We start from the raw sequence: 21,957 nt of genomic DNA on the forward strand, positions 1-21,957 counted from the left end.
ATTACGACCGTAATATGACGCATGTAATATTTTGTGGCAATTGATTTTTGCTGCCGGTCGTCAGGTTAGGCGTGAGCTGCCAGGACGCTGATGCCAAAGGCGCAGTTTCGCAAGTGCTGTGCTGGCCTCTATGCCGCAGAAATATTCTGAAAAGTGCCGCCCGGCGTGTTGTTCAGAACCCTGTGCTAGCTTGATGGGCAGCAACTGAAATCTCACAGAATCGTAAATTCCACGTGCAAGGAAGCTCACTTATGCCGCTACAGCGGCCCATAGCATCGCTGCTCGCCAGTGACGCCTCCGGGACCCCATTCCAAGTGAAAGTCAGTGTCGTGCCGATGACTAAAGCGTTGGCCAGGCATTGGCACGAAGCAGTTCAACCTATCGTCGACAGTCATTACTCGCATGACGGCCTTGCGAGTCAGAAAACCCGGGCGGATGTCGGATGGCGTTGGCCAAATAATCTGAAACTCGTCGCCATCCACAATTACCTCACCCAGTTACCTGGCAACTTCTCCGAAAAGGGCAAAGCGATGTGTGTTGTCCTGTCGAAGGGCGAGCAGAAATTTCCCATTGGTATGCTTTCTCTCGTGCCAAAGCTTCATTGCAACGTCCAGGGTGTAGAACGACAGCGCGCTTTTACTTGGTACTTATCTGATGCGCCCGCTGAAGTGTACGAACAGCTTCTGTGTCAGCCAGCCGTTCGAGGTGTTGCCAAGGCTTTGATTGATTGCACGATCCAGGCTGCGCTGGACGAAGGTGGGGATGGAGAGTTGTTGTTACATGCAGATCCCAAAGGAGGCAGGAAACTCATCGATTTCTATGAGGCGGGTTGCAGAATGCGCCGGCTGTCACCTCGCAATGGCAGTATTACAGCGGTGTGGCGCAGAGGCTGCCCTGATGAGTACTTCTACTTGAGCGGATCAGATGCGCAGGCGTTTTCTGCACGCTATGACGCTCGGCGATAGGCGGTCATGGTCCAACTTTGCGCAATGAACTGCCGGGAGGTAGAGTAAATTTTATGACTGATGCCAGACCTCAACTTTCAAAAGCCGAACTTGCTCATGCGCTTCGCGAGCTGAAGGGGTTCGATGCTGATCTGGAAACGCAAAGTGGATACGAAGCGTCCGCCGCGCTGATCGCTGAAATAATGTCCGACCCGGCTCAACGAGATCAGCTGATTGCTTTGTTGGAGCAGTTTGATGAGTTGAGTTCAGAGCGTTCAGATGTTAGCTGGGTAAATGATGGTGCGCCGTTTGATCGTTCCCCAAGGCCATTGGTACTGGATGATCTTTATCTTGATCTTCCTATGGGAACTGAAGACTCGTACCAAATGCCGGGCTCGGCAGTCGCCTCTGTCCAGCACTTTCTCAGTAAGTACAAAGAGGAAATGTCCACCTCCAGTGATTTCAGCGATGTGTCTCCATGGATAACCGACGACACATGCATGGCCTCCGCTGAATCGTACTCAAGTGCGTGTTCTGATCGTCGCGCTACTTATGATGTTGATGCCTGGAGCAGAGTACTTGTTTTGGCAAACCAGACGTTACAGGGAGAGGCGGCTCGGCGAGCTCCATTCTTGTCCAGACTCGCTCAGGTGTTCGGCAGGAGCGAGCCACCCGAGTGGGAAGTAGAAAAGTATCCGATCACCCGAGATTCAATTCTGGTGATCTTGCACCATGGCAATGATCACGCCTCTTTAGGTTTTATCGGCAATGGCCAGCGCGCTTATGTCATGGTTTCGATCAATGACACGGCTTTGACGATGAATGAGTCTTTTCAGAACACCCAAGAATTTGCGGCTCGTATTGCTGACTTTTTTACCGAGGCCCCAAAATCCGGACACAAAGCCATTCAGCACATGCTTAAAGCACTGTGAGATGAGTTTCGTAGGAGCCGCTTTTGGCTGCTCCTACGGATAATGCTTTCCAAGTTATTGAGCCGCCAAACGAGCGCCGGCCACCTTCAACCCATCCTTCCCATCCCGACTGGTAACCCCGACCAACCAAGCCTCAAGCACCTTCGGATTCGCCTTCAACCACGCCTTTGCCGCGGCCCTTGGCTTTTGATTCTGGTTCAACACCGCATCCATCAACTGGTTCTCCATCGCCAGGCTGAACTCCATGTTCTGCAGCAATTGGCCGACATTGCTGCACTCCTTCAGATAGTCCTTACGCACATTGGTGTACACCGTCGCCTGGCCGAAATTAGGGCCGAAGTATTCATCGCCGCCGCTGAGGTACTTCATCTTGTTGCGGGTGTTCATCGGGTGCGGTTCCCAGCCGAGGAACACCATCCATTCATTCTTGCGGGTGGCGCGTCTGAGTTGCGAGAGCATGGCGGCTTCGCTGGATTCGACGACTTTGAAACTCTTCAGGCCGAAGGCGTCTTTGTCGATCATTGTCTGGATCAGTCGATTGCCGTCGTTGCCCGGTTCGATGCCGTAGATCTGGCCGTTGAGCTTGTCCTTGAATTTGGCGATGTCGGCAAAGTCGTGCAGCCCGGCGTCGTACACGTAATTCGGCACGGCCAGGGTGTATTTGGCGCCGTGCAGGTTGGCGCGCACGGTTTCGACGGTGCCGGCGTCGCGGAACGGTTTGATGTCGTTTTCGGTGGTGGGCATCCAGTTGCCGAGGAACACGTCAAGGTCTTTGCCTGAAGCCAGGGCGCGGTAGGTCACGGGGATCGACAGCAGGGTGGTTTTGGTGGTGTAGCCGAGGGATTCGAGCACTTCGCTGGTGATGGCGGTGGTGACGGTGATGTCGGTCCAGCCGACATCGGAAAACCGCACCGTGGCGCAGGACTCGGGTTCCGCTGCCTGTGCCAGGAGTGGCAGGGTAAGGGTTGCAAGCAAGAGCAAGGCTTTCATTGGGTCAACTCCTCAAAGGTAAACGTGGGCAGCGGTTTGGGGTGTGGTGGTCTTGTTGTTATGGGTGATGCGAAACCTGGCGAGGGGCCTTTTGTGGCGAGGGGGCTTGCCCCCGTTGGGGCGCGCAGCGGCCCCCGGCGTCCTTTCAGACAAATCGAGTGCTCTGAATTGACGACTGCTTCGCAGCCGAACGGGGGCAAGCCCCCTCGCCACAGGGTTTGTGTCCGTTGAACTTTTCTCTCAATCAACCCCAAACCAGTTCAACGGTGCCGGCTCGGTATTGAGGTAGATGTGCTTGAGCTCAGTAAACTCATCGAGCCCGGCGCGGGACAGTTCACGCCCGATGCCGCTGGACTTGAAGCCACCCCACGGCGCCTGGGGAAACGCGGCGTTGTAGTCGTTGATCCACAAGGTGCCGACCCGCAGCCGCTTGGCCATGCGATAGGCTTTGCCCAAGTCTTTGGTCCAGACGCCAGCGGCCAGGCCATAGGGCGTGTCGTTGGCCAGTCGAAGCGCCTGGGCTTCGCCGCTGAAACGCTCGACGGTAATCACCGGGCCGAAGATTTCCTCCCGAGCGATGCGCATGTCCGCGCGCACGTTGCCGAGCAAGGTCGGGCGCAGCCAGAAACCGCGCTCGAACTGTTCGGGAACTGTGCCGCCCGCCAACAAAGTCGCGCCTTGTTCGACCGCGCCGGCAATCATCGTCAGGATCAGATCGCGCTGATGGGCGGAAATCAGCGGGCCCATTTGCGTCAATGGATCGAGACCGTCACCGAGGCGAATCTTCAGAATCCGCTGCTGCAACGCCTCGACAAATCGATCATGAATCCCGTCCTCCACCAGCAAGCGCGACCCGGCGGAACAGATCTGCCCTGCGTTGAAAAACACCGCGTTCAGCGCCTGATCCAGCGCCACTTCGAAGTCCGCATCGGCGAACACGATGTTCGGATTCTTGCCACCCAACTCCAGCGCCACACGCTTGAAATTGCCACTGGCAGCACGCATCACCTTGCCGCCAGCCCCAGCGCCACCGGTCAGCGATACCAGGTCCACCTCATCACTGGCAGCAAGCAATTCACCGACTTCGCCAGGACCGCAGAGCAAGTTGAACACGCCGCTCGGCAACCCTGCTTCAGCGAGCAATTCGGTCAAGCGGTGAGCAGTCATCGGCGTCAGGCTGCTGGGTTTGAACACCACGGTATTGCCGGCGGCGAGGGCCGGGGCTATCTTCCACACCGCTTGCAGCAGCGGATAATTCCACGGCGCGATCAACGCGCAGACACCCACCGGTTCACGCTGGTTGAAGCTGATGACATGCGCGGGCGCGTGGCTGTTGACGCTGGCGCTTTCGGTTTCCAGCAGGGCGGCGTAGAAGCGAAACGTGGCGACCACATTGCCGACGTCACCGAGGCTTTCACCCAAAGTCTTGCCGGCGTTGAGGGTTTCCAGGCGCGCCAGATGCTCGGCGTCCTTTTCGATTAGCCCGGCGATCCGCTGCATCAGTTGCGCGCGTTCGGTGACTGGCATCGTCGGCCACGGTCCCTCATCAAACGCCTCGCGTGCAGCGCTGATGGCCAACCTCGCATCGACCGCTCCGGCCACGGCCACCTGCGCCAGCACGTCCTCGTTCGCGGGGTTGATCACATCGCGATATCGCGCCTGCTGCGGCGCCTGCCAAACACCTGCAATGAACAACGGAATCTGCACCATCGATGTCTCCAGCCAAGTGGGTCGTGACGCTCACTATGTAGGTGCCGGAAGCGGTGCTCTTGATCAAACACGGCATAACCATGCCGTTTTCCCACGGTGGCCACGCCGCGAAATAACGGCAACCAATGTCGTTTCCCATCAAGTGCCGCGTCGGCGTCTCTCTACACTGCCGGAAAGCCGATCCACCACGCCGAGGGCACATGATGAATCCACCTGTCGAGCAACTGAGCATCCGTCTGGCCTGCGCCTTTCGCTGGGCGGCGCGGCTGAACCTGCACGAGTCCATCGCCAATCACTTCAGCGTCGCGGTGTCGGGGGACGGTCGGGATTTTTTGATCAACCCGTACGGCAAGCACTTCTCGCGGATCAAGGCCAGCGACTTGCTGTTGGTCAACGCCGATGACCCGGCCAGCCTCGACCGCCCGGACGCGCCGGACATCACCGCGTGGGCTTTGCACAGCGCGATCCACCGCAACCAGCCCCACGCCCGTTGCATCCTGCACACCCACTCTAAATACGCGACGGCGCTGGCGTGCCTGACGGATTCGCGGCTGCCACCGATCGAGCAGAATTCCATGCGTTTTTTCGAGCGGGTAGCGATAGACGAAGGTTTCGACGGCATGGGCTTGGGCGAGGAGGCGGAGCGGGTCAGTCACTTGCTCGGCGATAAACCGATCATGTTGATGGGCAACCATGGCTTGCTGGTGGCAGCGACGAGCATCGCCCAGGCCTTCGATGATTTGTACTACTTCGAACGCGCCTGCGAGACCTACATCACCGCGCTGTCCACCGGCCGCGAATTGCGCATCGCCAGCGACGAAATCGCACGCAAGACCTGCCGGCAATGGCTGGATTACCCAGGTTTTGCCGACAAGCATTTCAACGCGCTGATGGAGATTCTGGATGAGGAAGAGCCTGACTATCGGTTAATCAGGCCGTAACACGATCTTTAGCAACTGCCGATGCCTGTACTCGGTTTGTAGCAGCTGCCGAGGTACGAGGCTGCGTTCGGCTGCGAAGCAGTCGTAAAACCGAGGCTCGCGGTTTTACTGAAACACCGCATCGATCGACTTCACGACTGCTTCGCAGCCGAACGCAGCCTCGTACCTCGGCAGCTGCTACAGAACCGAACGCAGCCTCGTACCTCGGCAGCTGCTACAGAACCGAACGCAGCCTCGTACCTCGGCAGCTGCTACAGAACCGAACGCAGCCTCGTACCTCGGCAGCTGCTACAGAACCGAACGCAGCCTCGTACCTCGGCAGCTGCTACAAGCCGAACGCAGCCTCGTACCTCGGCAGCTGCTACAGAACCGAACGAGCTGCTACGACGAGTGGGGGTATCGGGTGCAAATCAATCCGCCTCGGCCGGGCGCCGTTCCTTGCTCAAGGGCTGGCGCATCACCGGGGCGGTAAAGAGCTGGCTGCGGTCTTCGCTGGGCGGGCAGCCGAAGCGGGCGCGGTAGGTGCGGGAGAAATGCTCCAGTGAGCCGAAGCCTGAGCACGCCGCCACCTGGGCCACGCTCAGTCGTGTTTGTTGCAGCAAACTGTGGGCCTTGGCCAGGCGCAATGTGATGTAGTACTTGAGCGGCGACAATCCGGTCTGATGCTTGAACTGACGCTCCAGCTGCCGCCGCGACAGCCCGACCTGACTGGCAATCGCCTCACAATCCAGCGGCTCTTCCAAGGCTTTTTCCATCAACTGCACCGCCCGGCGGATCTTGCTGCCGTACATCCCGGTGTTGGTCAGGCCGCCGTCGAGTTGATTGTCGGCCGGCGCCCGCACATGCCCCATCAACAAGTGCATGGCGATTTCCCGGGACAGGTCGCTGTCGACGCTTTGGCCGATCCAGCCGAGCAGCATATCCAGAGTCGTAGTGGCGCCGGCGCACGTCATGCGCTGGCGTTCCAGGGTGTAGAGCTGCGGCTTGGCATGGACCCGCGGATAGCTCTCCTGAAACCCTTGCAGATTGTCCCAGTGCACGGCGGCCTCATAGCCGTCCAAAACACCGGCAGCGGCGAGCAATTCGGTGCCGGTTTCCACGCCCATCAGCACCGCGCCGAACAACGCTTGCTTGCGCAGCCAACTCTTGAGCGCCAGGTTGCGGCTGTGTTTGTGCACATCGAAACTGGCGATCACCAGGCACACATCAAAACCCTGATCGGCGCGCAGACCGTCGTTGGCCACGCTGATCAGGCCATTGCTGGCCTGCACCGGTTCGCCGTCCAGGGACAACAGCGACCATTCGAATATCTGGCGCTGGGTCAGCCAATTGGCAATCGCCAACGGCTCCAGCACCGCCGCCAGGCCAAAGTTGGAAAACGACGGCAGCAACAACACCGCGACGCGCAACGGCGCGACATCGCCACGCCGCCAGGTGAAGCGGCTTTCAGTGCTATTGGACGACTGATCATTCATGAGCGATCTCTATCGTTGTCGAGTCTGCCACTGCGGATGAATCCAGACCGGAGCATCAACCATCGCCAGCGCTGGCCGGCCACGGATCAGGTCGCTGGCCTTTTCCGCGATCATCACCGTCGGCGCGTTGGTGTTGCCGCTGACGATCACCGGCATGATCGAAGCGTCCACCACTCGCAAGCCGTCGAGGCCGTGCACACGCAAGTGCGGATCGACCACCGCTTCGGGATCGCCCAGCGGGCCCATCTTGCAGGTGCCGCTGGCATGGTAGCCGGTTTCCGTGACCTGCCTGGCCCAGGCGTCCAGCGCTTCATCGCTCTGGGCGTGAGGGCCGGGGACCAATTCTTCACCTTTGAACGCGGCCATGGCCGGTTGCTCGATGATCTCGCGCACCAGACATGCGCCGGCGCGCATGTCGGCTCGATCCTGCTCGGTTTTCAGGTAATTGAACAGGATGCGTGGCGGTTGTCGAGGGTCGGCGCTGTTAAGGGTGACGCTGCCCAGACTGGCGGGACGCATCAGGTCGATATGGATCTGGAACGCGTGGCCCGGCACCAGATCGACGCTGCCCGGTTGCACCGCCAGCGGCATGAAGGTCAGTTGCAGGTCGGGATGTTCGACCCCGGCGCGCGAGCGGATAAACGCCCCGGCTTCGAAGTGATTGCTCGCCGCGAGTCCGTCATGGGTGACGAACCAGCGAGCGCCGATCCACCACTTGCCCGGCGCGGTGGTCCACGGATACAGCGACACCGGTTTTTTGCACAGGTATTGGATGACCGTGTCCGGGTGATCGTTGAGCCGTTTGCCGACGCCGGGCAGGTCGTGGATTACGCTAATGCCGAGGTCGCGCAATTCCGCCGCAGGGCCGATGCCAGACAGTAGCAACAGCTGCGGCGAATTGATCGCTCCGGCGGTGAGCAACACCTCGCGGCGGGCGAGTGCTTGATGGGTCTCGCCGTTCTGCTCGTACTCGATGCCGATGGCGCGTTGGCCATCGAACAGAATGCGCAACGCCAAGGCGTCGGTGAATACCTGAGCGTTTCCGCGCGCCAAGGCTTCGCTCAGATACCCCCGCGAAGTGCTCCAGCGCCGCCCGTTGCGAGTGGTGCGATCCACCGGCCCGAAGGCTTCCTGACGATAACCATTCAGGTCGTCGCTCAAGCCATATCCAGCCTCGGCACCCGCCGCCAGAAACGCCGCGCACAACGGCGTTTGCGTATCGCCAGGGGTGACGTGCAGATGCCCGCTCGCCCCACGGTAATCGTCGGCGCCGTCGGCATGGGATTGCGCGCGTTTGAAGTACGGCAACACTTCCTGATAACTCCAGCCGTCACAACCTTGCTCGGCCCAACCGTCGTAATCCCGCGCATGGCCACGGATGTAGACCATGCCATTGATCGACGACGAACCGCCCAGGGTCCGGCCACGCGGCGTGCCGATCCGGCGACCGTCCAGGTACGGTTCCGGCTCGGAGTTGTAGCTCCAGTTGTAGCGCGTGCCGCCGACCACTATGCCCACGGCGGAGGGCATGTCGATGGTCCAGCTCTTGTCCGCCGGCCCGGCTTCCAGCACCAGAATCCGCACGCTGGGATCCTCGCTCAAGCGATTGGCCAACACGCAACCCGCCGAGCCTGCGCCCACAATCAGGTAATCAAACTCATGATTGGCCATGGTTTGTTGTGCTCCATTAACGAAGATTCTCGACACTAAACCCTGTGGGAGCGGGCTTGCTCGCGAAGGCGGTGTGTCAGCCGACAGTTGTGTTGCCTGATACACCGCCTTCGCGAGCAAGCTCGCTCCCACATGGACTGTGTTTGGTTCAGATTGCACCGGGCCCATGAATCCCGTTAAACACCAGCTTGTGAAAGTGATGCACCAAATGCTCACTTTCATTACTGCGCTGGGCATCGATCATGTAGCGGCCCTGGTCATAACCCAGCGAGTGCAGGCCTTTCTGCACCGAGATGTTCAGCGCAATATCCTCCGGCCCCAGATCTTCATTCATCCACTTCATGCACGACGCGCTGACCGCCGCCGTTTCGCCGTTGTTCGAGTAGTAGCCGAAGCGCAGCAACGAGCGTTCGGCGTCCAGCGGGATCATGATGAAAGAGCCCAGAAACTCCGAAAACGGGAAGGTGTAGAAAGTATTGTTCGGCCACATGCCGATATTGAAGAAGCACTCATCCGGGTTTACTTCAGGCTTCAGCGGTACGCCGTAGGCTTCGGTCACCGAGAGGTTGGCCGGGGCGATGTAGGTCCACCAGTTGTCGCGTTTGGTCAACTGATAGCCCTTGAAGTCGATCAACTTGGCCAGGTCGATATGGCACGGCCCGGACAACTTGAAGTGATAACCCTCGATGGAATTGTCCATGATCACCTTCCAGTTGGCCGGCACGATCACGTCCTGTTCCTCGATCAGGCGCATGTTCGCCAGGTTAGGAAATACCCGACGCATCTCCTCATCGGCACCGGGAAACAGATCGCGCAATGACGCCGCTGCCGGATCCAGATTGAAGTAGATAAACCCGCCCAACTCTTCAGTACGCACCTGCGGAATATTGAACTGCTGCAACTCGAAGTTCTTCATCTTCTCGCAACGCGGCGCACCACGCAGGGTGCCGTCCATCTCATAGCACCACGAGTGATAAGCACAACGCACCACGCCGCCCGTTGTACCGCGCCGCTCTTCAAGCAAGCGATTGCCGCGATGCTGGCAAACGTTGTGGAACCCGTGAATCTGGCCCTGCCGATTTCTCGCCACCACCACACTCTGATCAAACAGATCCGTGACCACATACTGCCCCGGCTCGGCGAACTCACTGACATGCCCGGCCACGTGCCAGGCGTGCATGAAAATATTGTCGCGCTCAGCCTTGAACAGCGTCTCGTCGAAGAAGTAACGCGAGGGCAGGGTGAAGGCTTCTTCCGGGTCCTGATGATCCCAACCCTCGACGGGGCTTTGCTGTTTGCGGGTCTGGAAATTTTGCATGGGGTGATCTCCACAGGGACTGGCCGCACGGCACGGCTGCTTGTTCTGGGAGTTAATCTATGGCGCGGGGAAGGGTGGGGATTGATGGATTGCGACGAGTTGGGTGGGGGAATGATCAAGGGTGGGGGAACGGTGCTCCGCGATGAGGAACAGAGCGTCGCCCCTTCAAGAAAGTCGACTAAAACCCATAACGGCACATTGAGTAACTCGTGGACCGTGGCGCAAAATCGACAGAATCGCGTGTTGCAGTGGCACTTCCGAGATTCACCCTTGATTCAGATCCAATCTATCCAACAAGGTCATATGGAAATGAAAATAGCGTTCATCGCTTTACCAGGATTTTTATTATTAGCTCAAACATCGCTGTCCTTTGCGGACACTCTCAACGGGAAAAATCTCTATTTGCAGAGATGTTCCGTGTGCCATGGAGCCGATATCAAAGGAACCGGGCCATTGGCTGATAAAAGCAATCCACCAACACCTGATCTGACAACCCCCGCTTTCAAGAAACGGCTAACTGATTATCCGGGCGTCATTGTGTCATCGGTAATACTCCGCCCAAATGGAAACTTGATTCCGAAAACATTGCGAGAGAATGGGGTAAAGATACCGCCGCACGCTTGGAGCGTTGATGATCTGCGCGATCTACATCAATACATGAGTGGTGTGATTTCGAAAAAATGATGATCTCAGGTGAGGGGCGGGCACTGAAATCCTCTTTGAAAACCTACGTTCATCAGGCTACTGAGGAATGATTTGCCGGGCTTAATAGGAAGCATTACTATTCACGCCTCCTCCCCACAGCACACCGCAATGACCCCCAAGCTGCCCCGCACCCACGGCTTTTTCGAGCATTACGAAGAGTTGATCGGCACCTGGACCCGTCGCCTGAGAAATCGTCAGCAGGCCGAGGACTTGGCCCATGACACCTTTGTGCGGGTGCTTGAGTCGGATTCGGCGGCGGTGGAGCAGCCTCGGGCGTATTTGCACCAGACCGCGCGTAACATTGCGGTGGATGGGTATCGGCGTGAGGATCGGCGGGGCGCCATGGAGTCCGAGGCGATTGATCACAGTGTGTCGTCATCCGGCGACCCGGAGCATTTCATGCATGCGATCCAGTTGGCCGACTCCATTGAACGGGCGCTCACCGAGTTGCCGATCAACTGTCGCAAGGTGTTTGTCTGGCAGAAGATCGAAGGCCTGACCCAGGCGGAAATCGCCGAGCGGTTGGGGCTGTCCAAGAACATGGTGGAAAAGTATATGATCCGCACCCTGCGGCACTTGCGTGATCGTCTCGACGGATTGCAGCCATGATCGGCCGCGCCTTTTCATCCCCGGCCAAACAGGAATTTCCATGATGGATACTCGTGATTGCGCGTGCGGGCAAACAGCGGTTCGCGACGAGGCGGCACGGTGGTTTGTGCGTTTGCAGGAGCCTGCGGTGGACGTCGAGGAACATCGACGTTTCGAAGTCTGGCTGCACGAACATCCGCAGCACCGCGATGAATTTCAATTGCTTCAGGGCTTGTGGACGGCGGCGGATCTGCTGCCCGCCAAGCGTCTGCAAGCCTTGTGCGAAGCCCCGGTTGAGCGCCGCAAGCGACGTCCGCTGGTGCGTTATGCGGTGGCCGCGAGTGTGTTGGCGGTGGCGCTGGGCCTTGGCTTGTTCAGCAGTTTGAATCACCCGTCGACTTACACTGCGGAATTTTCCACGGCCCTGGGCGAGCGCCAGCATGTGGCGTTGCCGGACGGCTCGGTGATTGACCTCAACAGTCGCAGCCGGGTGCAGGTGCGCTTTGAAAAGAATCGTCGGGGCATCGAACTGACGGAAGGCGAGGCGATGTTCAGCGTCGAGCACGACACCAGCCGGCCGTTCGTGGTCGAGACCGGCAACGGCCAGGTCACGGTCACCGGCACCCGCTTCGATGTGCGCCGGGACCCGGCCCAAACCAGGGTCGCGGTGGAGCAGGGCACGGTCAAGGTTCAGGGTTACGGCACCGATTTCATCAACCTCACCGCTGGCCTCGGTACGCAGATCGATGCCCAAGGCAAAGTGGCCGCCGCCTACGCAGTCAACCCGCAGGAACTGACCGCGTGGCGCAGCGGCAAACTGGTGTTCAATAACGCCAGCCTTGCCGAAGTCGCCGCCGAAGTGTCGCGCTATCGCGAGAAGCCGCTCACGGTCGGCAACGAAAAAGTGGGCAATTTGCGCCTGACCAGCGTGTTCAAATCCGACAACACCGATGCACTGCTCAAGGCCTTGCCGAGCATTCTTCCGGTGGACGTGCGCACGCTTCCTGATGGCAGTCAGGAAATAATTGCGCGATAGATTCAGGTTTTTTTCGAGTTCTTCGTCTTCTTGTCCAACTGCAACTGGTTTGCATTAACAGCCGCGTATTCTTGCGATCCACAGGACAACGTTCGACGTGAAAAAAACCACCGCTAAAAACAACAAATTACCTTGGCTGCCGCTCGCGCTGGCATTGGCTGTCAGTGCAGCGCTGCCTCAGGCGTTCGCCGCCGATGCCATTCACATCCAGGCGCAGCCGCTGGGCCAGGCCTTGAGCCAGCTCGGTCAGCAAACCTCGTTGCAGGTTTTTTTCAGTCCGGAACTGGTCGCCGGCAAACAAGCCCCGGCGGTGGACGGCAATCTGTCCCCGGAACAGGCCCTGCGCCAATTGCTGCAAGGCAGTGGCCTGGAATATCAGATCGATGAAGGTTCGGTGACCCTGACGCCGGCGCCGACCACCGCGTCCAACGGCCCGCTGGAACTGGGCGTGACCGACATCAAAGTGGTCGGCGACTGGCTCGGTGACGCCGATGCCGCCGTGGTGCAAAACCACCCTGGCGCGCGGACGGTGATCCGCCGCGAAGCGATGATCGAGCAAGGCGCAATGAACGTCGGCGACGTGCTGCGTCGTGTCCCAGGCGTGCAAGTGCAGGACGCCAATGGCACCGGCGGCAGCGACATCGCCCTGAACGTTGGTGTACGTGGCTTGACCTCGCGCCTGTCGCCGCGCTCCACGGTGTTGATCGACGGCGTACCGGCCGCGTTCGCCCCTTACGGCCAACCGCAACTGTCGATGGCGCCGATTTCCTCGGGCAACCTCGACAGTATCGACGTGGTACGCGGCGCCGGTTCCGTGCGTTATGGGCCACAGAACGTCGGCGGGGTGATCAACTTCGTCACCCGCGCCATCCCGGAAAAAGCCACCGGTGAAATCGGCACCACCCTGGAAACTTCCCAGCACGGTGGCTGGAAGCATATCGACACCGCGTTTGTCGGCGGCACGGCGGACAACGGCATGGGCGTCGCGCTGTTGTACACCGGGGTGAACGGCAACGGTTACCGCGAAAGCAACAACGGCAATGACATCGACGACGTGATCCTCAAGACTCACTGGGCGCCCACCGACGTTGACGATTTCAGCCTGAATTTCCACTACTACGACGCCAGTGCCGACATGCCCGGCGGCCTGACCCAGAAGCAGTACGACGCCAGTCCGTTTCAGTCCGTGCGCGACTACGACAACTTCACTGGCCGCCGTAAAGATGTGTCTTTCAAGTGGGCGCGGCAGATCGACGATCGCACCCAGGCCGAAGTGCTGACCTACTACACCGACAGTTTTCGTGGCAGCAACATCGCCGCCCGCGACCAGAAAACCCTCAGCTCTTATCCGCGTTCCTATTACACCCTGGGCATCGAGCCTCGGGTGTCCCATGTGTTCGATGTCGGCCCGACCACCCAGGAAGTCAGCGTCGGTTATCGCTACCTCAAGGAAGCGATGCACGAGCAGTCGAGCCGCGTGGCATTGGTGAACAACCAACCGGTGATCACACCGACATCCGACGGCCATGTGTTCCAGGATCGTACTGGCGGCACCGAGGCGAACTCGGTGTACCTCGATAACAAAATCGACGTCGGCAACTGGACCATTACCCCAGGGATTCGCTTCGAGCACATCAGCACTGACTGGCACGACCGCGCGGTTCTCGACACCGTTGGCAAACGCGTTCCAGAGAAAAACCGCAGCATCGAAAGCAATGAACCGCTGCCGGCGCTGAGCGTGATGTATCACTTGTCCGACGCCTGGAAGCTGTTTGCCAACTACGAAACCTCGTTCGGCAGCCTGCAGTATTTCCAGCTCGGCCAGGGCGGTTCGGGTGACAGCACCGCCAACGGTTTGAGCCCGGAAAAGGCCAAGACCTACGAGGTCGGCACGCGCTACAACGATGACGTGTGGGGCGGGGAAGTGACACTGTTCTACATCGACTTCGATGACGAACTGCAATACATCAGCAACGACGTGGGCTGGACCAACCTTGGCGCGACCAAGCACCAGGGCCTGGAAGCGTCGGTGCATTACGACATGTCGGCGCTCGATCCACGGCTCGACGGCCTGACCGCCAACGCCGGTTTCACCTACACCCGCGCCACCTATGAGGGCGAGATCCCGGGCTTCAAGGGCCGTGACCTGCCGTTCTATTCCCGTCAGGTGGCGACTGTTGGCCTGCGTTATGACGTCAATCGCTGGACCTACAACATCGACGGTTTCGCCCAGTCCAAGCAGCGCTCGCCGGGCACCGGGGTGAACGCTGATGGCAGCTTCACCGGCAACTACATCACCGAAGGCAGCGCTGACGGGCAGTACGGCAACATGCCGGGCTACGTGACCTGGAACGTGCGCGGCGGTTATGACTTCGGTTCACAACTGTCGAACCTGAAACTCGGCGCCGGGGTGAAAAACGTGTTCGACCACCAATATTTCACCCGCTCCAGCGACAACAACTCCGGCATCTACGTCGGCGCACCGCGCACATTCTTTGTGCAGGCCAGCGTCGGGTTCTGATAGACCTCGGCGGCTTCATTCGCGAGCAGGCTCGCTCCCACATTCGGATCTCTGCCGTACACAAATCCTGTGTTCACTGGAGATCCCCTGGTGGGAGCGGGCTTGCTCGCGAAGAGGGCTTCACAGTCGATAAAGCTGTCGCCTGACCCACCGCTTTCGCGAGCAAGCTCGCTCCCACATTTGGTCTTCAGTCGTACACAAATCCTGTGTTCACTGCAGATCCCTGTGGGAGCGGGCTTGCTCGCGAAGAGGACTTCACAGTCGATAAAGCTGTCGCCTGACCCACCGCTTTCGCGAGCAAGCCCGCTCCCACATTTGGATCTCTGCCGTACACAAAACCCGTGTTCACTGGAGATCCCCCTGTGGGAGCGGGCTTGCTCGCGAAGCTGTTCAGACTTTCAATACTTTCCCGCCAATGGCCACGGCCACCAGCAACACCGCCATCAACCCGAATGCAAAACTCAAGCTGCTGGCATGGGCGACGAATCCGATCAGTGCAGGCCCGGCGAGGATCCCTGCGTAACCGAGGGTGGTGATGGCCGGCACGGCGATGCTTTCCGGCATGACAGTCTGTTTGCCCACGGCGGTGTACAACACTGGCACGATGTTCGAGCAACCCGCCCCGACCAGCGCATAACCCACCAGCGCCAGTTCCCAGCTAGGTGCGAAGGTCGCCAACGTCAGCCCGACTGCACCCGTCAGCCCACCAAACACCATCACTTTCGTCGCGCCCAGGCGCCGCACAATGGCATCCCCGGTCAAACGCCCGGCGGTCATGGTCAGCGCAAACGCTGCATAACCCATCCCCGCATAGGCCGTGTCGATCCCACGCTCGGACACCAGGAACACGGCGCTCCAGTCGAGCGCCGCGCCTTCGGTGAGGAACACGATGAAGCACATCATGCCGATAAACAGCACGATGCCATGGGGCACGGCAAACGCTGGCCCGGACTTTTCACTGCCGTAAGGCAACAGATGCGGCACCGCTTTCAGCAACGCAGCGATCAGCACCACCACGACCACCAGCATCGCGCCGAGCGGAGAAACCCCCAGACCGAGCAGGGCGCTGACACCCGCCGCGCCAACGATCCCGCCCAAGCTGAACAAGCCATGGAAGCCCGACATCATGGTCTTGCCGCTGGCCCGTTCGACGATCACCGCTTGCAGGTTCACCGTCGAATCCACCGTGCCCAGCCCCGCGCCAAACATGAACAGCGTCGCGATCAACGCTGGAATTGACGAGACCGTCGCCAACAACGGCAGCGCCGCGCAGATCAACAACACCCCGGCGCTCACCACGCGACGACAACCAAAACGTGTCGCCAGGAGCCCCGCAATCGGCATCGCCAGAATCGAGCCGACCCCCAGGCACAACAGCAGCAAACCGAGGGTCCCTTCATCCAGCCCGGCTCGCGCCTTGGCGTACGGCACCAGCGGCGCCCAAGCAGCGATACCAAGGCCGGCGATAAAAAAGGCGATGCGGGTAGACATCTGTTCCAGGCGGCCGGGAACAAAAGTGGCGGAGGTGTTGAGGTTGGTCATATCGATCCTTGGCAAAAAACGTCGCGTACCCAAGGGACAGTGACTTACCGGTCAGGTTCGATCAGCGTCCGCAGCGGTTCGCGGTGAGGCAGGCTGACATCCTTGCACAGCACGCCCCCTAATCGCGAGTGTGGGTGTCAGCGGCGTTCGCACAATTCGCGCAGACGTTCGTCGCGCACTTGCAGAATCTCGAACAAACCCAGCGCCCGCAGCGCCGGCAACGCCTCGATAATGTCCTGCTTTGCCGACCGTTGTTGTTCGGCGCTGCTGTGTGGGTCGGCCAACACCCGCGCATTGATCAGAAAAGCCCCGACCGTGCCTTTGCGCACAGTGATGCCATTGAATTGGCCTTGGTCGAGGTGGTCGGGAAGCAAGTCTTCGGCGCGCATATCGGTGACTCCTGTTGAATGAGTGCTCAGCCTAAAGCGTCGATCATGGCTAAACTGCCTCATTCTGGTCATTCGATAACGTGAAACTGCCAATGGCTAAACCGCTGATATCCACAGAGCTGGCGCAATCCGCCACAGCGGCACCGGTGATCGCCGTCACACTGGACAGCCCCGTCGAGCGCCAAAGCGCCTTGCACCAGCATGCTCGCGGTCAATTGCTGGGGGCGCGGCGCGGGTTGTTGTCGGTGGAGGCGGCGGATCATCATTGGGTGGTGCCGGCCACCCACGCGGTGTGGATTCCGCCGGACTGCCTGCACGGCTTGCGCTCCCATGGTCCATTCCATGGCTGGAGCGTCTACGTGGCGGCGCCTGCCTGTATCGGTTTGCCAGGGCAACCTTGCATCATCGCCACCTCGGGCCTGCTCCGTGAAGCCGTAGACCGCGCGGCGACCTGGGGCGACGGCGCACGGGATCCGCGACAGGAGCGCGTCGCCCAACTGATTCTCGATGAAATCGCCGTACTGCCCAGCGAGCCTTTCGGCTTGCCGCTGCCTCGCGATCAGCGGTTGCGCCGGATCACTCAAGCGCTGGTCGATGACCTGGCCGACAACCGCTCGCTGGAGCAATGGGCGCAGTGGGGCGGCGTGTCGGCCCGCACTCTGGCTCGACACTTCGTCAGCGAAACCGGCTTCACCTTCAGCCAGTGGCGCCAGCGCGCGCGATTGTTGCGGGCGCTGGAACTGTTGGCGGTAGGTGAGGCAGTGACGACCATTGCGCTGGAATTGGGGTATGAAAACGTCAGTGCGTTTATTGCGATGTTTCGGCGCACGTTTGGGGTGACGCCGGGGCGGTATTCCGGTGGAGCTTGCTGAAATACCACGCTACCCGATTACTGTGGCTTGATGCTCTCAGTCAATTTCAAAAAACGCGGAATCACCGCTTCGGGCGGCGGTGTCAGGAATTTCAAACCATCGGTGCCTTGCTTGAACGTGAACATCTGCACGGCCATCAACGGGCTGGCAAGACCACCGACATGCGCGATGGCAAACCACGCCCGCTCTTGTTCGCCAGATTCGGGACGCGGGTCCAGACGCCAGCCTTCAAGGGTGGTCATGCGATCACCGAAGTAGAACTTCTCCATGATCTTCGACTTTTTCCATTTCTCTGCGTCGTAGCCGGGATTGTGGTCCGTATTGTAGGTACCGGTGGTGGCTTTGGTTGGGTCGTCTTGCGAGGCATTGATCATGCTCATGATCACGTTTGGCGTGCTGGTGAAGCGCAGGCTGTTTTTGACGCTGAAACCGGTTTTTCCATCGTCATGGATAAAGCCGTAGGGCAGGCAGACGCCTGGGCCATTGGGGACTTGATAGAGCTCGCGGGGTTCGAAGCGGGCGATCAGGTCTTTGATGTCTTCGGCTGAGTTTTTAGTTGGCGTATTGAAGTTGAAATAATAGATGCGATTGTTGCGCCAAAGAAGAACTTGGGACGGCGTGGTGTTATCACCAAAGACATACGAGTCGGAAATGTTAAGTGCGTACTCTTTAATGGTCTTGTCGGCGGCTGATTCTTCCAGGATTTTTATCTCGTCTTTTAAGCGTTCAATGACGTCGGTGCTGTAATTCATTTCCTGAATGCTTTGCAGGCGGCCTTTCTTAGTGTCTATCTTTTCAAGGGTTTCTTTTTTTGATGTTTCGTCGGTATAAAGTATTGCATTGCGCTGTAGGTCGAATTCATGGTGGGTAGTGATATTGCTTACTCGAAGGGTAAGTCCGCTGTGATTGTAAGATAAGTACTCGTTCTCAGAACTTATATTTTTGCTGAAGGTGTGCCCGCCGCCCCCGCTTATTAACTTGTTTTCGGTAGGGTAAGTGGCCCATTCTATTTTTTCAGGTACGTCGAAAGTAAGGCGTCCCACGCATTCTTGTTTAGGTGAGTCGGCATGGGCGGGTTTCAGAATGGCAAAACAAAATAATATTATTAAACTCAGCTGATAGTTCATGCGCTTTCGATTCCGCTCTGATCGTTAGTGCTTGTGCTGGCAAGCGTACTATCATCTTTCTTGTTGGGGGTGCTCGCGAGGATGGTCATGTTTAATCCAGAGTCGTTATTTTCTTTCCAGGTCCATTGGATTGGAAGGTAGGTGATGAACCCTTTGATCCCTGCAGGTGCGGGATAAGCCTTCACATCCGCTAAGGTTTCATTCTCCCAGAAACGTTTTTCATAAGGCATGGGATTGGCTAATTTGCCACCGGCGCTCAGGTTGTTAGGGTCCCTATATGTCCACGTGGGCCATATGGAAGCGGGGTACTTATTATTTTTATTTTGAGGAATGAAGCCGAAGCATTCTTCGTAGGCATCCGCGTTTTGCCTGGCTTGGGACTGGATTGCTCTCCATGTATTTTCAGAGGCCGGTTGATCAAGGTATTTTTCCAAATGAGTCGCTGCTGCGACGGACGAGCTTTTAGTAAGGCTTAATCCAAAATGCTTTTTCCACAAGTCCTTTCTCAACTTGTTAATGGATTGACCGACTTGGTGAGTTCTCTCTCCATCCAACAAGGCGGGAGTAGGGCTGCTATCACGCACAATGACCGAAAGTTCTGAGTCGCGCTTGCCGTGCAAGCTTCGGTCATTAATATTAGCGCTTCCCAAAATTGCTACCCGGTCATCCGCAATGAGTAGCTTGCTGTGGATATAAATCTGTTCGGTAACGACCCTTCCTTCAAGGGTGTCCCAGGTGCGTAAGTTGAGCAGTGTTAAGTACTTGGACCAATCCTGTTGGGCATAAACAGGGACTTTTTTACTGTCCAAGCGCTCAACAATCTTCTCCGCCTCTTCTTTCGTGCACTTGCGATCCATCATCGCCTTGATCGCCATATGCCGTTGAACTCGTTTCACCAGACTCTGTTCGCCAAACACCAGGCTTTGCATGGTCAGGTGAACCTGATGCATGAGGTTAAGCACGTTCAGCGCTCCCTCCGGATGGACGGGCAAAATCAGGTACACATGAAACGGACGCTCCTCGGCAATTGCTCGTCCAATTCGATCAGCCAAGGCTTTGCCGATGCTGTTCGAGACTTTTACTTCCTTGCCGAGCTTTTGCGTTAGCCAGCCCTGTGCGTTGGTTTGCCAAATGGCGTAGAAGCCGTCGAGAAACTTACGTGCCTCTTCGTTGCGTTGTTTGCCGATGGAATCGACTTCCTTCCAGTCGATCTTGGCAAAGTCTTGTTCGTTCAGCGCTTCGCGCAGATTGATTCGCGCTACATAGTCCTGCCGCAGACTCGCTGGGTCGCGCAAACTGGCCATTGGGCCGGACAGCGGTTTGCCGGCAGGCAACTCCGCCTCATCTCCAAACTCAGTCTGAAAAAACTGGTTCTCGATGTAGATGAAATGCTGCGCGCTAGAGATAGCCTGCAGCATGGCGCTGTGGCAGTTGGCCTGGACGCCGCCGGTGTTGATCCCGGCGGGAACTGGCAGGTGGACGCTGGATTTGCTGCGTCCTTTTGCTTCTTGGGCGGTCATGTTGGCTGAAGCGCTGCGCAGTACCTGGACGCTGACGCCACCCCGGAGCATTTCCGGTGGTGTCGGCAGGGACTGCGGTTGGTTGATCCATACCGGTTTGGGCATGGGCAGGTTCAGTTGGATGCGATTGTTCAGGTCCAGGTGGTTGGTCAACCCGGCGTCCTTGGCGAGCATGTTCAGCCATTCCATCACCGCAACGATGACGTTGGTTTTTTCCAGTTTTTTGATGTCGGCAATGTAGGCCTGTTGGCCATTCCAGCGGTCAATGAAGTTGCGCGAGAGGTCATAGACCGACGGGCCTTCGATACGACTGTGGACGTCCTGCCATGGCATGCGTGGCTGATCGTCGGCCAGTCGACTGTAATCCGAAGAAGCCAGTGGCTGTGGCTTGTGCTCAAGGTAATAGAACGGCTCTTCGCGATTTTCCAAGCGGCTCTGCAACAGCGCATAGAAGTGCCCAAGCAGGGAGGTGCCGATTTCGTTGATGTCGTTCAACCAGCCCATTTTCTCTGCCGGCAGTGCGTCGTAGCCTTTGTCGCAGAACATCGCGATCATCCGGCCCAGGTCGGTGGCACTCATCCACTTGTTGATCAGCTCATAGCTTTTCAGGCGCAGGGCGGCTTGAAGATTACCGACGCTGCGTTCGACTTCTGCAATCCAGACTTTGACCTGGCCCTTCAACGGTTCTGCGATGGGCAGGTTGTCCCAGTTGCGCTTGATCAGGGCTGAGACCTGCCGAATCACCGTGTCGGTCAGGTACTTTTTGGTCGAGGCCAATGGGTCGATTGCACCGATTTGCTCCTTGAAGCTGTTGCCGGCCTTGGACAACCATTCGATGGCGGGTAGCGCCGGGCTGGAGAAGAAGTTTTGAATAGACGCGCCGGCATTGATGACGCCATCGGGGGCCGGAAGCGGCAACTTGGTCTTGCCGAGCGGAAGTGGGATGTAGCCGGCCGGCCGAGACAAGTCGAACAGCGTGGCCATTAACAGGCCGGTGCGGCTGACGTGCTTGTCCATGTCCATCCAGCCCAGATGCGGAATCCCGGGGTTGTAAGCGTCATTGCCCTGGCGCGAGCGAGCGTCGAGGCTGAAGTTGTTGTCGTCGCGTCGACCGTATGCCAGGTCGATGCCCCCGACGTAACCGATCTTGTTGTCGATCACCACGCATTTCTGGTGATGGGAAAAAGTCGAGCCCAGGCCTTTCATGTCGCTCTGCTGGATCGCCGGAGTGCAAAACGCGCGAGCAACTTTCAGACCTGCATTGAGTTGAAAGATCGCCAGCATGGTTTCGAAATCGTGGGTGCCCACGCTTGCCGCCGGACTCAGCCAGGGCATGACGAAGACTTTCAGTGTCGGTTTGGCCTTGAGTGCGTTATGCAGGCATTGCCAAAGGCTCTGCTTGCCATCCAGCGTCACGTCGTAGTTGATCTGCCAGCCGGTGATGAAGATGGAGTTTGCTGCGCCAGCAATTGCGCCCGCGAGGTCCTTGTAATAGTCCTCGCCGGTGGTGAAAAACCGTACTTGGTTACCGCTGCGCTTGGGGGCGAATGCAGACTCGTCCTGAATAAAGAAATCCGGAGCATTAATCGCCGGAAGGGCTTTGCCTTCGGCGGTATTGATCTGGCTGATTTCCTTGTGGCGAATGCCGTTGTAGGGCGTTGCGGAATTCGTCATGG

General features: G+C 58.4%; 17 protein-coding genes. 8 read left to right on the forward strand and 9 right to left on the reverse strand.

Translation table 11 applies throughout. From position 1 onward, the window contains the following. The first annotated feature begins 314 nt into the window (after positions 1 to 314). Together NK667_RS05555 and NK667_RS05560 are read left to right on the forward strand one after the other, a co-directional pair. Entirely contained in the window at positions 315 to 965 is a 651-nt protein-coding gene (locus NK667_RS05555) for a hypothetical protein (RefSeq protein ID WP_152981156.1), read from the forward strand. Positions 966 to 1,018: 53 nt separating this feature from the next. Beyond that, complete coding sequence (locus NK667_RS05560) at positions 1,019 to 1,876, forward strand: hypothetical protein (protein WP_054617335.1); 858 nt, start codon at positions 1,019 to 1,021, stop codon at positions 1,874 to 1,876. A 54-nt stretch (positions 1,877 to 1,930) separates the two neighbouring features. On the opposite strand, the gene NK667_RS05565 is transcribed toward NK667_RS05560, so the two are convergent. After that, entirely contained in the window at positions 1,931 to 2,866 is a 936-nt protein-coding gene (locus NK667_RS05565) for a choline ABC transporter substrate-binding protein (protein ID WP_054617334.1), read from the reverse strand. A 240-nt stretch (positions 2,867 to 3,106) separates the two neighbouring features. Next, entirely contained in the window at positions 3,107 to 4,576 is a 1,470-nt protein-coding gene (locus NK667_RS05570; protein WP_054617333.1) for an aldehyde dehydrogenase family protein, read from the reverse strand. 203 nt (positions 4,577 to 4,779) lie between these two features. Between NK667_RS05570 and NK667_RS05575 the strand changes: the two genes are divergently transcribed. Beyond that, a complete protein-coding gene (locus tag NK667_RS05575; protein ID WP_054617390.1) occupies positions 4,780 to 5,517 on the forward strand; it encodes a class II aldolase and adducin N-terminal domain-containing protein in 738 nt (245 codons plus the stop codon). A 410-nt stretch (positions 5,518 to 5,927) separates the two neighbouring features. On the opposite strand, the gene NK667_RS05580 is transcribed toward NK667_RS05575, so the two are convergent. From NK667_RS05580 to NK667_RS05590, 3 genes are all read right to left on the reverse strand, one after another. Further along, positions 5,928 to 6,992, reverse strand: a complete 1,065-nt coding sequence (locus NK667_RS05580; protein WP_054617332.1) for a GlxA family transcriptional regulator — start codon at positions 6,990 to 6,992, stop codon at positions 5,928 to 5,930. Between the two features lie 9 nt (positions 6,993 to 7,001). After that, positions 7,002 to 8,663, reverse strand: coding sequence for a choline dehydrogenase (locus tag NK667_RS05585; RefSeq protein ID WP_054617331.1), 1,662 nt, complete (start codon positions 8,661 to 8,663; stop codon positions 7,002 to 7,004). Between the two features lie 148 nt (positions 8,664 to 8,811). Further along, the gene (locus tag NK667_RS05590; RefSeq protein WP_054617330.1) at positions 8,812 to 9,981 is read right to left on the reverse strand and encodes an aromatic ring-hydroxylating oxygenase subunit alpha; all 1,170 of its coding nucleotides are present in this window, start codon (positions 9,979 to 9,981) and stop codon (positions 8,812 to 8,814) included. A 309-nt stretch (positions 9,982 to 10,290) separates the two neighbouring features. On the opposite strand from NK667_RS05590, the gene NK667_RS05595 reads away from it, so the two are divergent. The 4 genes from NK667_RS05595 (at position 10,291) to NK667_RS05610 (ending at position 14,831) form a co-directional block, all read left to right on the forward strand. Beyond that, positions 10,291 to 10,665, forward strand: a complete 375-nt coding sequence (locus NK667_RS05595) for a c-type cytochrome (protein WP_083471413.1) — start codon at positions 10,291 to 10,293, stop codon at positions 10,663 to 10,665. 129 nt (positions 10,666 to 10,794) lie between these two features. Continuing rightward, positions 10,795 to 11,295 carry a sigma-70 family RNA polymerase sigma factor gene (locus NK667_RS05600; protein WP_054617329.1) on the forward strand — a complete coding sequence of 167 codons (501 nt, stop codon included), beginning with the start codon at positions 10,795 to 10,797 and terminating at the stop codon, positions 11,293 to 11,295. Between the two features lie 40 nt (positions 11,296 to 11,335). Beyond that, positions 11,336 to 12,310 carry a FecR family protein gene (locus tag NK667_RS05605; protein WP_054617328.1) on the forward strand — a complete coding sequence of 325 codons (975 nt, stop codon included), beginning with the start codon at positions 11,336 to 11,338 and terminating at the stop codon, positions 12,308 to 12,310. Positions 12,311 to 12,407: 97 nt separating this feature from the next. Then, positions 12,408 to 14,831 (forward strand): TonB-dependent siderophore receptor, encoded by a 2,424-nt coding sequence (locus NK667_RS05610; RefSeq protein WP_054617327.1) that lies wholly within the window; start codon positions 12,408 to 12,410, stop codon positions 14,829 to 14,831. Positions 14,832 to 15,221: 390 nt separating this feature from the next. Here the strand turns inward: NK667_RS05610 and NK667_RS05615 are convergent, their stop codons facing one another. Both NK667_RS05615 and NK667_RS05620 read right to left on the reverse strand, forming a co-directional pair. After that, entirely contained in the window at positions 15,222 to 16,373 is a 1,152-nt protein-coding gene (locus NK667_RS05615; protein ID WP_054617326.1) for an MFS transporter, read from the reverse strand. Between the two features lie 137 nt (positions 16,374 to 16,510). Continuing rightward, positions 16,511 to 16,762, reverse strand: a complete 252-nt coding sequence (locus NK667_RS05620; RefSeq protein WP_054617325.1) for a hypothetical protein — start codon at positions 16,760 to 16,762, stop codon at positions 16,511 to 16,513. Between the two features lie 92 nt (positions 16,763 to 16,854). Here NK667_RS05620 and NK667_RS05625 point away from each other — a divergent pair, with 92 nt between their 5' ends. Then, positions 16,855 to 17,634, forward strand: coding sequence for an AraC family transcriptional regulator (locus NK667_RS05625; protein WP_054617324.1), 780 nt, complete (start codon positions 16,855 to 16,857; stop codon positions 17,632 to 17,634). A 17-nt stretch (positions 17,635 to 17,651) separates the two neighbouring features. Here NK667_RS05625 and NK667_RS05630 read toward each other — a convergent pair whose 3' ends face one another. After that, complete coding sequence (locus NK667_RS05630) at positions 17,652 to 18,761, reverse strand: hypothetical protein (protein WP_161807691.1); 1,110 nt, start codon at positions 18,759 to 18,761, stop codon at positions 17,652 to 17,654. After that, entirely contained in the window at positions 18,758 to 21,955 is a 3,198-nt protein-coding gene (locus tag NK667_RS05635) for a phospholipase D-like domain-containing protein (protein ID WP_236708665.1), read from the reverse strand. Before NK667_RS05635 ends, NK667_RS05630 begins: the two co-directional genes overlap by 4 nt. Between the last annotated feature and the right edge of the window lie 2 nt (positions 21,956 to 21,957).

This window comes from Pseudomonas nunensis (assembly GCF_024296925.1).
Taxonomy (GTDB): Bacteria; Pseudomonadota; Gammaproteobacteria; order Pseudomonadales; family Pseudomonadaceae; genus Aquipseudomonas; species Aquipseudomonas nunensis.

What these genes read in the sequence shown, in the direction of transcription:
- NK667_RS05560 (WP_054617335.1), top strand. Translation starts at nt 1,019, where the DNA reads ATGACTGATGCCAGACCTCAACTTTCAAAAGCCGAACTTGCTCATGCG.
- NK667_RS05565 (WP_054617334.1), bottom strand. Translation starts at nt 2,866, where the DNA reads ATGAAAGCCTTGCTCTTGCTTGCAACCCTTACCCTGCCACTCCTGGCA.
- NK667_RS05570 (WP_054617333.1), bottom strand. Translation starts at nt 4,576, where the DNA reads ATGGTGCAGATTCCGTTGTTCATTGCAGGTGTTTGGCAGGCGCCGCAG.
- NK667_RS05575 (WP_054617390.1), top strand. Translation starts at nt 4,780, where the DNA reads ATGAATCCACCTGTCGAGCAACTGAGCATCCGTCTGGCCTGCGCCTTT.
- NK667_RS05580 (WP_054617332.1), bottom strand. Translation starts at nt 6,992, where the DNA reads ATGAATGATCAGTCGTCCAATAGCACTGAAAGCCGCTTCACCTGGCGG.
- NK667_RS05585 (WP_054617331.1), bottom strand. Translation starts at nt 8,663, where the DNA reads ATGGCCAATCATGAGTTTGATTACCTGATTGTGGGCGCAGGCTCGGCG.
- NK667_RS05590 (WP_054617330.1), bottom strand. Translation starts at nt 9,981, where the DNA reads ATGCAAAATTTCCAGACCCGCAAACAGCAAAGCCCCGTCGAGGGTTGG.
- NK667_RS05595 (WP_083471413.1), top strand. Translation starts at nt 10,291, where the DNA reads ATGAAAATAGCGTTCATCGCTTTACCAGGATTTTTATTATTAGCTCAA.
- NK667_RS05600 (WP_054617329.1), top strand. Translation starts at nt 10,795, where the DNA reads ATGACCCCCAAGCTGCCCCGCACCCACGGCTTTTTCGAGCATTACGAA.
- NK667_RS05605 (WP_054617328.1), top strand. Translation starts at nt 11,336, where the DNA reads ATGATGGATACTCGTGATTGCGCGTGCGGGCAAACAGCGGTTCGCGAC.
- NK667_RS05615 (WP_054617326.1), bottom strand. Translation starts at nt 16,373, where the DNA reads ATGACCAACCTCAACACCTCCGCCACTTTTGTTCCCGGCCGCCTGGAA.
- NK667_RS05620 (WP_054617325.1), bottom strand. Translation starts at nt 16,762, where the DNA reads ATGCGCGCCGAAGACTTGCTTCCCGACCACCTCGACCAAGGCCAATTC.
- NK667_RS05625 (WP_054617324.1), top strand. Translation starts at nt 16,855, where the DNA reads ATGGCTAAACCGCTGATATCCACAGAGCTGGCGCAATCCGCCACAGCG.
- NK667_RS05630 (WP_161807691.1), bottom strand. Translation starts at nt 18,761, where the DNA reads ATGAACTATCAGCTGAGTTTAATAATATTATTTTGTTTTGCCATTCTG.
- NK667_RS05635 (WP_236708665.1), bottom strand. Translation starts at nt 21,955, where the DNA reads ATGACGAATTCCGCAACGCCCTACAACGGCATTCGCCACAAGGAAATC.